A 14,719-nucleotide genomic window follows, 5' to 3' on the forward strand; every position below is an offset into this window, starting at 1 on the left:
TAAAAATATATCTGGTTAAATTTTTGATCGTAGTATAAATGCCAAAATTATAGTTACTCATGTGATTAGATACATGAAAACAAAGACTAAAAATTATCACTTAAACACCGAATTAACATTATTAGAATCTTCAGAATCGCCGCTAACAATTCGCGCAGTAACTTTAGCATTAACTAAGGAAGTCCACAAAATTATCGAGTGTCTTCTCACTTTCCAGGTTAGCCCAGAACTTTACCAGCGTATCGACAGCGAAGCCTTATTTAACCTCAAACCAGAAATCCGTACTCCCCTCTCTGCTGGAAGCTTTCAACTTTCACCCGACATCCAAATCGAGGCCATTCTCGACTCTGATTTATTACCACAACTGGCAAAAAACGCGAAAACCTCCAACCAAGCAGCAGCCTATCTTCAAAAGTTAAGTAAAGAACAGCCCAATCATCCCTTATTATCGCCCTACAGTTGGTATGGGCTGCAAGTTAAACAGCAACAGGAAAAAGGTGAAACAGGCTATTCTACTGTTTGGGCATATCTCAAACCTTCTGATATTACCCAAAATGGTATTGATGGCAAAAAGCTCAATGATGCAATGTTTGATTTTGCTAAAGAATGGGCTAATAATAATCAATCAGCAACTTTTGAAGATGTTAGTTCTCAAACTCTTGAGAACATGACACAAACTTTTACAGAATTGATAAATAATATTTCAGAAAGTACTGAAAAAGTGGTTTCTGAAACTCTGGAAGAAATAGTCACTGTCTTTGAAGAATTTACAGAAGGTATTTCTGAGATAGCTGAGGAAATTACTTCTGAAGATAATGTTTTTCAGGCAATAGTAAAGTTTTTTCAAGAAGAAGATTGGCAATTCCAACAAATTTCCGGAGAGCAAACCTTACGCCTCGTCTATCAAGGAAAAAACGGCAAATGGAACTGTTACGCTAAAGCCAGAGTTCAAAAGCAGCAAATGGTATTTTACTCGATTTGCCCCATCATCGCGCCAGAAACTAAGCGGGGTTATGTAGCAGAATTCATGACCAGAGCTAATTATGGCTTAATTATTGGTAATTTTGAACTAGACTTTGCAGACGGGGAAATTCGCTTTAAAACCAGTATCGATATAGAAGGGGACAATCTCACCTCAGCCTTAATCAAACATTTGGTTTATGCCAATATAACGATGATGGATGAGTATCTACCTGGAATTATCGCCGTGATTGAGAATAAAATGTCTCCAGCAGAAGCGATCGCTCAAATTGAAAGCTAATTTATAGTGCTTATAGTGCGATCGCCTGTAGTTTTTGTCTAAAATAGCACCTTCACCACTGCCCGGAATTATCTTCCTGTTGCAAACCTATTAACTGTCGCCGTTTCCAAGCATAGTGAAGAATATTAATACCTAATTCCTGAGCTGTACGAATAGTCAATCTGGGTAAACTCAAATCTCTATCCAATCCCCAAGCAGTTGCTAAATCACCAATAGCTAGAATAATTCCTCCACCAATTAACAGTTTAATCTGTTGTTGATTAACCATTGGTAAAGCAGCAAATAAGAAAGGTTTTGTCCTTAAAGGATGACTGCGTTGCAATTCTTCTAAAGGTCTTAAAGGACTCTCTAACTGTTGTGCCAAAGCTTGAGTACTCTCAATCAAAGGATTAGCATTTGTTGGCGCATCAACTAGAAGCACACCACCTAAATTTAAGTAATTTCTGAGAGATTCAAATTCGAGACTATTTAAAGAAATTGCTTGTCCACCTGTGAGATAAAGGATGTCATAGTCTTGGATATTTTCTGCTAAAGAAACCTGACCTGGTTCATCAGCCCCTCGGAAACTTGGGTATAAAGGTTCTACTGCTTGTAACAAATACGAAAGGCTGAAAAAATTACGCGCACATTCGGGATCGCTATGATTCGCCTGCGCCATACACACAAGTGCTTGGGGACGCATTTGTGCCTGACGGCGATAACGCAAATCAATATTGTTATATCCAGGAAAGAAAGCATCCGCAGGTTGGGTAATGTCAGTATGTTCTGGTTGTAGGAGTATTCGACATATTTCTATTTCTGAACTGGCTGGTATAGAGTTTATTTGGTCAATTCGATAAGTTTCTTGAACAACATCTCTTTGCTGTCCGCGCCGCAATTCATCAGGATCTACATAGCTAACTACTAAGTAGATCATCAGCGGTTCAGAACTTACTACTTCTAGATCAATGGGAAAATCATAAGAAGTTGGTACAACAATTAGATTACCTGCTAAATCAATTGCAATACCAGGTTGAATTTGTACCCAACGTCCATCTCGATATCTAGCTTCTACTTGGCTTGGGGCAGTGATATCTCGCACGCCTAAACCGCAGACAATTCCTGGTTGATTTAAACTTTGATATTGAGCATTTTGCCGATTACGGTGGTAATCATGGGCTGTGCGCCAGCGTTCCGCATTGATTAGTAACCCGTCTGCGGCTTGCAGGCGTTCAAAAGATTTTATTGGTGGGGGTGGGAAAGGATGGGACATAAATAATTCAAAATTCAAAATTCAAAATTCAAAATTAAGAAAAGCTCAGGCAGAGGTGCAGAGAGAAGAAGTTTAAAATTTTATTGGCTAGAAGGATTTTCGATAGATAATTCATAGGTGCAAAAAGCAGGTTTTTCTTGTTCTATTATTCTTTGGATCAGTTCTTCGTTGATAATGCCACTAGAAATGTTTGAACGCAAACGCACTATAAAATGATACGGTTGTCCACCTGCTAAAACTGCATTTCCTAATTGTGCATCTCCGATAATGAAACTTGGGCCAAAAGGTTCTGTAATACTAATGTGTTTATCAGCTTCATTAGGTAAATCTTCGTCTAGGGGTAAATTAGTATAAAGATGCAAGTAGAGACGCAATCCTTTACGAGTTCCTCGCCAGCGATAAAGTTCTACAGCTCGGCGAATTAAACGCCGTTGTTGCTGGAGATCCCAAACAGAATCTACTTGCCAAGCAACCCAATGAGCCATAAAGGGTAGTAATGCTTGCGGTGCTGTCAAAGGATCGAGGTTTGCCCACATGACATTATAACTATCAACTATTGGTTGAAAAGCTTGCTCAAATATTTTCATGAAGCGACCAATAAAATCCACTTCCCGATACAAAATTGGCAAGAATTCCATGTAGGCAGTGTAGGGACGGATATATAAATCGAAATACTCGCTTCTCTCAATTTGTTCGTTGTCCGTGCCTGAGTCTATATGTAGGGTAACTAGGCTGCGAAAATTAAGAGTTAGTTTGTCTTTTTTTCCAGGGGAAATCGCTTCTTGATCTTCAAAAAATGTGTCGGGAATTGAGAAGTAGAGAATAGCATCCATTTGTCCACGAGGAGGTATCTCACTGCCTTCTGTGCCAATCTGACACCACTGGGATGGAAAGTTTCCTTCAACGCTTAAGCTTACCCGCAAAGGACGTTGTTCTAAGTTTTGCACCTGCACAATCATCTCGCTAGGATGTCCGGGATGCAAGAGCAAACTACGTCCAGCTACATCAATTTTTTCTGCATTTGCAAACGCTAAACCTGCCACAGGTAAAGCTTCGGGAATTTGCATTGGCGTTAATTGAATGCTTACAGCTGGACTACGACTTTGAACCATAGGATTGGGGACTGGGGGAGAATAACTACTGACAAATGACAAATGACAAATGACGAATTACGAATTACGAATTATCTGGATGTCGTGATTTGAACGCAGATTTGTATCAGCCCAGGAACATATCAATCCTTCCGATCCTGGATCGATCAATTGTTCTGGCGATGGTTGTCGTCGCCAATTTTCTCCTTGCTTGCGGATGGAAAACAGCAAGACGGGGCCTAAATGACGCACGCCTGGGGTTTGTTGGAGTAATACTACAATATCCGATGTATAAACGGGTCGCCCAAAGGGCCATCCTTTGCCGTCGATTCCTCCAGTTAATGGATTTAAATATTTATACAGCGATCGCCTTAAATTTTGGCGAATTTCTTCGCTGGCAAAAGGGTTGTTGTATGCTGGCTCTAAAGCAATTTCTGTCTGTACAGAAACACCTACGTAATTTGGTTCTTCTAATTCTATTTGTACTCCTAATAACCGTCTTTCATCTAAGTAACTTAAAATTTGCTCTTGAAGGGCATTACTGAGGGCAAAATCTTCTGGCGTCATGCCATTGCCTTGGGCGATCGCATCTGTATTGGCATAAGGAACTACCAGTAAACTAACTATACCAGCTTGTCTTTGAGAATTCGCTGGCAAACAGCGAACACGAGCGATCGCACCATTCCCTGCTTGTTGAGCTAAAACTTCAAAATCTTCGGCAGTGACGGCGCGATCGCGTGTGCGAAGGATGCGGGGAGCCTTCATCACAGCCTGTTCCAGCGATTCGGCATCCGCACCATTGATTGCTGGTACACGATTGACCACACTAGTAACATAAGGATATGCAGACTTCAAAAACTGGATTGCCCCAGTTTGAACATTGCCTTCTCTACCACCGCCTGTACGATAAGCAACCATCCTAATCTCTGAGCCACGGGGAGGAATTGCGCCGTACTGGTGTTCAGATTGGTTGTTTTCCAGGGTACTAACTTGTACAGATGTGTCATCTAGTGATGGTTGCTGGATTCTTGATCGCACCTGTGTATGCTGTTTAAGTTGGCTAGGTTCACGAATTAGCGGCCCAAATTGGATTGTACCAGTCAGCGAATCAATGGTGTAATGAAAATGATACGGCCCAGAATCAGCAAAATCTCTTACCTCAGTCCACTTCTGAGGCAATCCACCAGCGGGCGTAACTAGGATATACTCATTTTCTCGGCGTTCTAAAATCGGTGCGCTTTGTAATTCAAAAGTCTGACCGGGTGTACCATCACTAATTCCTAAGCGCTCATCTTCAATAAAAGTACTGTGACTAGCCCTAACTGTACCGCCAATTGACTGCACTGCTAAACCAGTTATTCGTGGTGGACGATTGTAACCAGATTGATTGGCTTCTGTAGCAATAAAGCTACAACGTAGCCAACGACCCCGGTAAGCGGTAAAGTTGGTAACAGGCCAATTTGGCGGTAAATGCAGACGGACATCTGCCCCTTCAGACGGATCACCACCCTGTTCAGCGAGTTCGTAAAAACTGAAGCCGCGAGTTTCATCATCTGACTCTTGGAATAAAACTGGTTGCCAATATTCTCCATCCCAGGCTTCCCACTTCCGAGGCGGTTGATTGGGGTTAATACCAGCAGGCGTAGCTGCGGCTCCTTGAAAAGTAATATCTAGAACATTACCATCTAGAGGATCGTCAGAAGCGATCGCTAAATAAAAGCAGTTACCAGGCTGAGGTTCCTCTTCAAATATCGATTGTTCATTACCTGTCCAGAAACCGTTAGATTCACGAGTCCATGTACTTGTGACTCTTTCTCGCAGAGATTGGGGAATGTCTTCGGTAGTTTGGGCAGTTAAGAAGTGTTGTATGCGCGGGTTGCCGATAATTAGAGGAAAATCTGTACTAAAGGTAATACCTTCTGTGGTTTCAGTTTGGATAGTTGAAGCTTCTAATCCTGCCGGAATAGTGTAGGCTTCAGGTAGTGCAGCACTTAAATAAAAAGTTAATTCCGTGCGGGCTGGGGCGGGAGGTTGGAGACGAATACCCAGTAATTCTAGGAAAGCTACATAATTTTTTCGAGGTACTTGGTTAAATCTGAGCAACATCTGGTCAGTTAACCAAGCAAATAACTCAATTAGCGTAATTCCTGGATCACTAAGGTTGTGGTCTGTCCATTCTGGACAGTAGCGAGGAATACGCATTATACATTCGTCTACCAAATCATCGAAGGCGCGATCGTCTAAGTTGGAAGAAGGTAATTTCGGTAAAAAATCAAAGTTCATACCAATTTAAAAAAAGAATGTGACAGATACAAGCCTAGAAACCCAGATAAAATTTAGCTTTCTTAATTTTGAATTTTGAATTTTGAATTTTGAATTGGTATCACGATTCCTCCCCAGCTGAAACCAAATAATAAGGATAAACAAAGCTATAAATATCGGGACTATCTTTGAGTCGATAATTGATGATGATATCCACTCTGCCACGCACAGGGTCTGGATCGGTGAGAATTTCATCAACAATAATCCGTGGTTCCCAAACTTCTAACGCTTCCAAAACATAAAGGCGGATTTGCAGTAAGGTTTCGCTATTCAAGGTTGCAAATGCCAGTTCTGACAAGCGAGATCCAAATGTCGGTCGATAAACCCGCTCACCTACTCCAGTGCGAAGGATAATCCAAATAGATTCTTTAACTTTTTGATCTTCACGGCTAAGTTGTATCCCACCTTGCACACTTAAATGCAGTGGATAAGCCCAACCTGTTCCCAAATACTCTCGTTGACCACCATAAACCATATCTGGCACTTAGACAGCTGTTACATGGATATCTTCAAAGATATCGGCACAGAGAGTTTAAGCCTATTCGCCAAAGGTCGAGGTTGAAGAGGTAGGCAGGGGGAGAGAAAAAATGCTTAACTCAAGCGTATTGGTTCCTACCCCGTGATTCACAGCGTTTTTCAGGCAAATGAAATACACAGGTAGGGGCACAGCAGTGCTGTGCCCTTAAGATGATCTGTACCTCACTAAGTTGCAATCTACTGTATTTATTTGAAAAACGCTGTAAAATTCGTGGACGAGTCTTTGATACTCGCGGACGAGTCTTTTTTACTCGTGGACGAGTCTTTTTTACTCGCCGACGAGTCTTTGATACTCGCGGACGAGTCTTTTTTACTCGTGGACGAGTCTTTGATACTCGTGGACGAGTCTTTGATACTCGTGGACGAGTCTTTAATACTCGTGAATGAGTCTTTTTTACTCGTGAATGAGTCTTTGATACTCGCCGACGAGTCTTTAATATTCGTGAATGAGTCTTTTTTACTCGTGGACGCAGATCAGAATTTCACTTCTCTACCCCCCTACTCCCTTATCCTTTCTGCCTTTCCAATCAGCCGCCAATCAAAACAGTGGGATAACCTTTGATAATTTTATTCGGTGGCCCTAATGCTTCTATAATAGTGTCGCCCATACGACAGGCAGGTAGGTTGTTAATCAGCACTGTTTTGCTACCGTCAATTACAACACCGGGGCCATGAGGAGGTACAGGCGAGAGTGTGGCACAATTATGAATATCAGCACCTGCCGCAGCAGAAGTGATTGCGCTACTCATGGTAGATGCTGCTGTTGTCTTTGTAGTTTGTTCGGCGGCTAGGGCAGCAGGTGCCCCTGGTGTACCTTTTGCCGCCTTGGTAGCAGTCTCAGCTGCTAAGACAGTCGCATCAGAAGATGTTTTGGCAGATAGCAAAGCCGGTACTGCTGCTGCAAGCACACCCCGCCACGCAGGTAAAGACCCAATCAACACATTGGGACTACCTGGGCCTCCTGTCAATACTGGCGGTAAGAGATGCGCTACATTGTCGGTAATTCTTGCTGCTGGTCTACCCATGACAACCTCCTATAGTGTTTTTCATTACTAAACTTCAAAATAATTCGTAATTAGTAATTAATTAAGACGAATCATTGCACCTTTGACTGTAATCGTCCCCCTGGCTGAAATGTCTATATTTCCAACAGCATTTAATGACAGATTACCTTTTGATTCCACTGAAATAGACCTAGCCATATCATCCATTGTGATTGTATGACCGCGTTTGGTTTTAATCACTATACACTTTTGACTATCATTGAGATAGATTTTGTGACCGTATTTAGTTTCTAGGCGAATACCTGTTTTACTAGTTAGTTTATCTTCGTCAATAAACTGGAGAGTATGTCCGACACGAGTTTGAAAGGTGCGTAATCTTACGCCACGTTTGGCAACTGAGTCACGCACCTTTTCCGGTGGTGCATCCTTGCCGTTCCATACTCCGCCAATTACATAAGGACGGTGGATATCGCCATGCTCAAAACCTACTAGTACTTCATCGTCTATCTCTGGTAAACAGTCGAAACCTCTATTTTTCCCTGCTCCCAAAGCTACAACTCTCGCCCAATCACTTGTATCTTTTTCTGTGAGGGTGGGAAACTTGACTTTCACTCTACCCAATGCCTCTGGGTCTTGGTTATCAGTCACAATTCCCACTAATAAAGTCTCAGATGGTTGTAGGCGTTTTTCTGGAGATAGAGTTGTGAATAAGTCACCAGAACGTAGTCCCCGCACGCTGAAATCAGTTTTATAAACACGCTTACTGAAGAGATGGCGTGTTTCTGTAACATAATACTTACCACTATAGCGATCGCCCATACCCTCAAGAGTAACAACTCGCCCCGGTCGAATCTCAGGATTACCCTCTGCCTTAGCATCTGCATAAACAAATTCTCCTCCCAGTTCATCACACAGAGCCTGAGCCATAGTCTTTGCTTGTTTGGCGCTGGCAACGGGTTTATCTACAACAATCATTTCCTGGGACTTAAGATTGGAAAATGCAGTACTAGTACTAGTTCCTAGCTTATTACCTGTCTGGGTTATTTGGTTCTCTTTCTTAGCTGTTTGGGTAATCAATTGTTTCTTGGTATAGTCCCAGGCACGTACTTCCACAGAACTTACCTGTTCAGCACTAGTGACGCGAGTACTAAATTTATTAATATCAACTAGCCATTTTAGTGGTAAAGCTCCCTGAGCTTTTGGTTTGCAAAAATTTATTTTGCCATCTGTAATAAATAGTTCAAAACCAATGCGAGCAGCCCTTTCCCGTAAAAACTCCATATTAGTTTGGTTTTCTTGGAAGACATACTTATGCACTTCGCCACTTAGGTCTATATTGCCAAGTTTTATCCCTACTTCTTTAGCTATTTTTTTGACTATATCGCTATCCCTTTGATTCAAAAAAGAACGATTATAACGACCTCTGTGAAGACGATGGGAAATATCATAGCCGCGAACAATGATATCAGCTTCAGATTTTTCATTGAAGTGAACTTCCAGCCCCGTAATTTCGCCTTCAATCAGAATTTTTTCTAAATCTTGTTTAAAGTTCTGATCTAAAGTAGTACTCTCACTAAAACCTAACTTCACTTTCTTACCAATCTTAAATACCTGCTCATATCGCCAAGGTTTGTTTTGTTGACGGTCAGAAGCGGGAATATAGCTATTATGTACTACTAACGTAAACATTGCTGGCAAATGAAGGCTTTCTTCTATGGTGATTTGCAGCAAATCTTTCATCAATTCTGAAGAATCGCTTAGTCCTTCTATCTGGATTTTTGGCTCACTTAGATAAAGACTTTGTTTAGGCATAACTATTATTTTATAACTATGAAATTTTCAGATTAGCCTTAAATGATAAATGATTGAAAAATTAGTATTTGTCATTTTTGTGACTTAGGTTTATCAGTTTTTCCTACCTTTTGATTTGGCTGACGATCTGGGCCTTTAGAAGCTGATGTTTTTCCTTTAGGAAGGTTATTTTTATCTACTTCTTGCAAGGATATATCTACCATTGCTCTAACTGGTGTGCCATCAGTTAGGAACATATTTAAAGTGTAAGTTAGACTTGTAATTACACAATAAAAATACTCTGTTCCCCATGTCAATTTGTAAACAGGTGGTCGCTTATCCGGCGATCCTTTAATAGTTTCTACACCTTTTTTAATATTGTCTATGTACTTTGTCATTACTGACTCTTTCGTTTCATAGGTATCGTAGAGTAACTGTTTAAGTGTGAATTTATAAGGCTCAACGCCAGAAAAGTTAACTTTAGGGAGAAGTTCAGTACCTCTATTACCTTGTTGACTTTCCCACTTCACAGTTCGAGTAAAACTAATGTCTGTGGGATTAAACATTAATTCAATAGTTGGTGCTTCACCGTTATGAGCTACAAGTTTGGCTTTCTCAAGTTGCGGTTGAGACTTTTGAATAACAATAATTGCTGGACTTGCCATTTGAGTTTTTCTCCTAAAATTATTGAATGGTATTTACCAAGGTAATCGACCTGAGTGACCGCCATGACGCTCTCGCTCAATTTCTATCCGCTGCCGTAATCTGTTATAAATTTCACGGGCTAGAGCTTCAAGATCAGCCATATCATCTTTATCATCTTCTTGAGAAGACGAGGATACGCTCTCTATCGTCTCAGTTATTGGTTCGATTTTTCTAGATATGTCAGGTAGAGTCACCTCTCCACCATCAGCAAAGCCTCTAGGTGAAGGAAGGTGTTTAGCAAAAACTTGTGGCGATTCTGAAACCTGAGAAGATTCATAATTTTGGCTGTTAGATTCCACATCACTAAAGTTGAAGCTAGGGAATTCATCATTATTTCCATTTAGTAAATCTTCCACACTTGACCATTGAGAAGGTGTATTTGACCATTGAGAAGATGTATTAGTGCTAGGATTTGCTTTTCGGAAAATCAGGGGAGGTGATGAGTATTGAGGTGAAGGAGGTGAAGGTTCATCTACATGAATTGTTTCATTTTGAAGAGGATTAAGCTGTGGAGAATTTAGGATAGAAAGTTTCTGTTTTCCAATATCTAACCCCAAGGCAGGAGGAATTAAAGAATTGGATACATCAGAGGAGGGAGTCTCAGCACTTTTTAGTTGCAATGAAGTGTCTGGAAAAGAATCGACTTTAGTCGGGGTTTCTGGAGAGGTTATTTCTTCCGGTTCTTGAGCATTGGGTGTCTGTAAACTTGGAAGGATGAGTTCGTGGGGTGTTCCACCAGTGTTGATGTGATGCAATAGAGGTAAATTCTTCTGTGCATCCCTGGTATTAATCACAAACTCCCCAGGCGTAAGCATTGCAGGTACTGTATCCGAGGCTGCTATCTGGTAACGATTTTCAACGTGGGAGTCTATGACATGACCACCAGTAGCATAACCTTTAGGCGCTGGTAAATTTTCTGCGATCGCATTTTGCTTTTGCTCAACTTTAGGTGGTGTCCCTACCTCATTTTGTGGAGAAGTTGCTTCTTCTGGGATATCTCGATTATCTGAGGTATCAACAAGGGTTGATATTTCAGGATTTGTTACCGCAAAGGGAAATTCTGATTCTACTGGTTGTTCATTGTCAATAATTTTCCGGAAAATATTCTCAGTTTCAATGATTTCAGGCGATGTGGCGGGAATTGGTGGTGTGTAGATGCCTAGCGGCTTTTCGTTAAACATCGCAGTTTCAGCAATTTCAGGTGATATGGCGCTTACTGGTGCTTCAGCAATCTCAGGTGGTGTGGCGGTAATTCTTGATGCTTCAGCAATCTCAGGTGGTGTGGCGGTAATTTTTGGTACTTCAGCAATCTCAGGTGGTATGGCGGTAATTCTTGATGCTTCAGCAATTTTAGGTGATATGGCGGTAACTACTGGTACTTCATCAATCTCAGGTAGCGCTAAGATGGGATGACTTTCTATAAACTCGCTGGTAGTATTCTCAATATTGGTGTCATGTTCCAGTGAAGTTACATTTGCTGAGACATTTGAAACATTAACCGCCATAGCAGATTGTGACTCTGAAGTGGCTAACTGTTCATTGCTATCAGAGTTTCTGAATAAACTAAGTGTGTCTTCAATATCGGCTGAGGTAGGTGTTAACTGAACAGGCGCACTGACTGGAGACTCACTCGTAACATTAGAATCAATTTCTTGTTGTACTGTAACAGGACTTTTTACAACTGAATAATCAGAATTAGGTACAGCAACATCCGCTTTCGGCGCAAAGCTATCCACCCCGATAATATTTTGATCGTTCGCCAAAGGATGGAGTAAAGTAGGTGCTTGATCGACATTAGGTGAGGTAAATGCTGACGATAAACCTACTGAAGAATCAGAATTAGGTACATCCGCTTTCGGCGCCAAGCTATCCGCCCCGATAATATTTTCATCGTTCGCCAAAGGATGGAGTAAAATAGGTGCTTGATCGACATTAGGTGAGGTAAATGCTGACGATAAACCTACTGAAGAATCAGAATTAGGTACATCCGCTTTCGGCGCCAAGCTATCCGCCCCGATAATATTTTCATCGTTCGCCAAAGGATGGAGTAAAATAGGTGCTTGATCGACATTAGGTGAGGTAAATGCTGACGATAAACCTACTGAAGAATCAGAATTAGGTACATCCGCTTTCGGCGCCAAGCTATCCACCCCGACAATATTTTCATCGTTCACCAAAGGATGGAGTAAGGTAGGTGCTTGATCGACATTAGGTGAGGTAAATGCTGACGATAAAGCTACTGAAGAATCAGAATTAGGTACAGCAACATCTGCTTTCGGCGTAAAGCTATCCGCCCCGATAATATTTTCATCGTTCGCCAAAGGATGGACTAAAGTAGTTGCTTGATCGACATTAGTTGAGATAAATGCTGACGATAAAGCTACTGAAGACTCAGAATTAGGTACATCCGCTTTCAGCGCAAAGCTATCCACCCCGACAATATTTTCATCGTTCGCCAAAGGATGGAGTAAAGTAGGTGCTTGATCGACATTAGGTGAGGTAAATGCTGACAATAAAGCTACTGAAGAATCAGAATTAGGTACAGCAACATCCGCTTTCGGCGCAAAGCTATCCGCCCCGATAATATTTTGATCGTTCGCCAAAGAATGAAGTGTGCCATCAACATCAAATGAGGTAAGTGTTGATGATAAAGCTACATTCTCTAGAGAATTATCAGCCACAGGGTTATCTGTGACAAAATCATTTGTGTTGTTTTCTAATATTAAGTCTGACTCAATGGCTGTAATCGCCTCGAAATTACTATTTATATTTGGTGATTCCTCTTTTGACGATGGAGAATTCAAGGTTGGTAGCACCTCTTTTCTCTGTATGAAATTTTTCGGAAAAACGGTGGTCTGATTATTACTTATAGAAGGAAGTTTATCTGTTTCAACATCTTGTTGCGGTAGCGTTTGACTGAGTGGTATTTCTAAAATATTAACTAATTCTAATGCTTCAGGGATTATTTCTTGTTCATTATTACCCAAGCTATTATCAGAGATAAATGTTTGATCTGCATTATGATGCAAAGGAAATTCTACAACTGAAGCTTCTGCTAGTTCACTTGTATTATCGGATAATTCATTTCTTTGTTGTAATTGTGAAATACTTTCTCTCACAGACGATTCTGCACTAGGTAAACTAGATGGTAACTCAGGATTTGCTTGCAGTTCGTCCTTAGTAATATTCCTAAATAAAGTCGATTTATCTTCAAGGCTAGGTAAAATTGATGTCGTTCTACTAGGCGTTGTAACACTAATTGAATCATCATTTTTAAGATTGTCTGAAGCAATATCAAGCTGTAAAGTAGGGAGTTCTAAGTTAGCCTCAATAAGCAGAGATTCATCTGAGGCTAATAAGCTATTTTCATTGTAATTAATATGAATATTGCTTTCATCAATCAATTTAGCCGCAGATGATTTGACCGATTTTTTAGTCTTAGATTTAGTAGTTGATTTTTTTTCTGGTGGCTGTTGAGATTTATTTGTTTTTTTCGATTTAGATTTGCTTTTACCACTAAGATTTATTTCTGATGCCGTATCATTACTCAGATTGTTATCAATGCGAGTCGGCATTATTTCTGGAATACTGGTTGTTATTGATTCACTACTATTTTCTTGTGGAGTTATTAAATCAAAAGAATCAACCTCAAGTAATGGAAGCTCACTACTTATATCCTGAGTATCCCAACCTATTAATGGTTCTATCGATGCTTCATGTTCGCTAGATAAGAAGAATTTAGAAGATGTGACTAATGGTGGTTTAGTTTGTATGGAACTAATAAAGTTACTTCGTGATTGTAGAGAATGAGACTCTTTTCTCAATAACATTTTGTCAGGATTAGATAAAGACGATCTAATCCCAAGGGGATGAATATTGTTCCCTAGTGGAGATTGGATAATTTGCATAGTTATAGTTTTAAAAGAGCTAATTAGCTAGAAACAAAATATCCTGTTTTTTGATTTCGTTGTACAGAAGTACCTCCACCTGTAGCTCTTGCAACCTGTAAACCTTCATAAGCTAAAGTTAATTCTTCAATCCCAACTGCCTTTCCATCTGCTTGGAGTGCAGGTGTTTTCCAGGTTATAGGAATAGCACCAATCAAAGTCCAACTCATCATTGTCTCACCGGCTTGATTGAAAATCAGAATATTGACATTGCGTCGAGATGTTTTCTTTTTTTCATCAAAAACTGCATTCATCCAGTTCCAAAAACCTGGATGATCGGTAACTCCACGTTTGAGAGTTATGTCTGCAAATTCTGTATGACCTAAATAAATTCTTTGCTGGTCGTTAACACCACCTTCCTGAAAAACATTTTTCTTAATTTGAATACTTAATCCTGAGCATTCAGCGAAAGACGCAGCAATAGAACTGTCTATCTCAACGTAGAAACGATTAGTAGTAACATAATTTAATTCGTGAGTAATGTTGCCATTATTAGCACCTGTAGCCATCACAACCACCTTTGGGAATTATAATTGCCTAGCCTTTCCCGCTGCGATCGCAGGTCTTTTAGCAAGAGTTTATACACATGCTCTGTGAGTTGGTTTAGCAGCAGTGAATCATTGAGGTATTTACTTGCCGTTTTAGCCACAATGCTTGCATCAGATGTTGCCGAAACCCCAGCGTAGCCAGCAGTACCGCCAACATCTCCATCGAACGTGAAAAAAGTTTTTTGCTGATTTGAGTCCATAAATAAAAAACTCTCCCTAAATCCAGGCTAAAGGTAGTGCATCAGAATCAAAAGTAGCCAA

The 14,719-nt window shown here is 40.6% G+C and carries 12 protein-coding genes; 2 read left to right on the top strand and 10 right to left on the bottom strand.

From position 1 onward, the window contains the following. Positions 1-73: 73 nt before the first annotated feature. On the top strand, positions 74-1,261 hold the full coding sequence (locus HWQ58_RS13390; RefSeq protein WP_292862910.1) for a YbjN domain-containing protein: 1,188 nt from the start codon (positions 74-76) through the stop codon (positions 1,259-1,261). 52 nt (positions 1,262-1,313) lie between these two features. Here the strand turns inward: HWQ58_RS13390 and HWQ58_RS13395 are convergent, their stop codons facing one another. The 4 genes from HWQ58_RS13395 to HWQ58_RS13410 form a co-directional block, all read right to left on the bottom strand. Continuing rightward, positions 1,314-2,513 (bottom strand): DUF4159 domain-containing protein, encoded by a 1,200-nt coding sequence (locus tag HWQ58_RS13395; RefSeq protein WP_292862913.1) that lies wholly within the window; start codon positions 2,511-2,513, stop codon positions 1,314-1,316. 80 nt (positions 2,514-2,593) lie between these two features. Next, entirely contained in the window at positions 2,594-3,625 is a 1,032-nt protein-coding gene (locus HWQ58_RS13400; RefSeq protein ID WP_292862916.1) for a phage tail protein, read from the bottom strand. Positions 3,626-3,682: 57 nt separating this feature from the next. Continuing rightward, the gene (locus HWQ58_RS13405) at positions 3,683-5,887 is read right to left on the bottom strand and encodes a putative baseplate assembly protein (RefSeq protein WP_292862919.1); all 2,205 of its coding nucleotides are present in this window, start codon (positions 5,885-5,887) and stop codon (positions 3,683-3,685) included. Positions 5,888-5,987: 100 nt separating this feature from the next. Then, on the bottom strand, positions 5,988-6,401 hold the full coding sequence (locus HWQ58_RS13410; RefSeq protein WP_292862988.1) for a GPW/gp25 family protein: 414 nt from the start codon (positions 6,399-6,401) through the stop codon (positions 5,988-5,990). Positions 6,402-6,613: 212 nt separating this feature from the next. Here HWQ58_RS13410 and HWQ58_RS13415 point away from each other — a divergent pair, with 212 nt between their 5' ends. Beyond that, positions 6,614-6,850, top strand: a complete 237-nt coding sequence (locus tag HWQ58_RS13415) for a hypothetical protein (protein WP_292862922.1) — start codon at positions 6,614-6,616, stop codon at positions 6,848-6,850. A 140-nt stretch (positions 6,851-6,990) separates the two neighbouring features. On the opposite strand, the gene HWQ58_RS13420 is transcribed toward HWQ58_RS13415, so the two are convergent. From HWQ58_RS13420 to HWQ58_RS13445, 6 genes are all read right to left on the bottom strand, one after another. Continuing rightward, the gene (locus HWQ58_RS13420; RefSeq protein WP_292862925.1) at positions 6,991-7,488 is read right to left on the bottom strand and encodes a PAAR domain-containing protein; all 498 of its coding nucleotides are present in this window, start codon (positions 7,486-7,488) and stop codon (positions 6,991-6,993) included. 57 nt (positions 7,489-7,545) lie between these two features. Continuing rightward, positions 7,546-9,279 carry a VgrG-related protein gene (locus tag HWQ58_RS13425; RefSeq protein ID WP_292862928.1) on the bottom strand — a complete coding sequence of 578 codons (1,734 nt, stop codon included), beginning with the start codon at positions 9,277-9,279 and terminating at the stop codon, positions 7,546-7,548. Positions 9,280-9,350: 71 nt separating this feature from the next. Then, positions 9,351-9,923, bottom strand: coding sequence for a hypothetical protein (locus HWQ58_RS13430; RefSeq protein ID WP_292862931.1), 573 nt, complete (start codon positions 9,921-9,923; stop codon positions 9,351-9,353). Positions 9,924-9,956: 33 nt separating this feature from the next. Then, positions 9,957-13,871 (bottom strand): hypothetical protein, encoded by a 3,915-nt coding sequence (locus HWQ58_RS13435; protein WP_292862934.1) that lies wholly within the window; start codon positions 13,869-13,871, stop codon positions 9,957-9,959. Positions 13,872-13,894: 23 nt separating this feature from the next. Then, on the bottom strand, positions 13,895-14,419 hold the full coding sequence (locus HWQ58_RS13440) for a phage tail protein (protein ID WP_292862937.1): 525 nt from the start codon (positions 14,417-14,419) through the stop codon (positions 13,895-13,897). After that, a complete protein-coding gene (locus HWQ58_RS13445; protein ID WP_292862940.1) occupies positions 14,419-14,658 on the bottom strand; it encodes a hypothetical protein in 240 nt (79 codons plus the stop codon). Before HWQ58_RS13445 ends, HWQ58_RS13440 begins: the two co-directional genes overlap by 1 nt. Positions 14,659-14,719: the final 61 nt, after the last annotated feature.

This window comes from Nostoc sp. LPT, assembly GCF_017115165.1.
Classification (GTDB): domain Bacteria; phylum Cyanobacteriota; class Cyanobacteriia; order Cyanobacteriales; family Nostocaceae; genus Nostoc.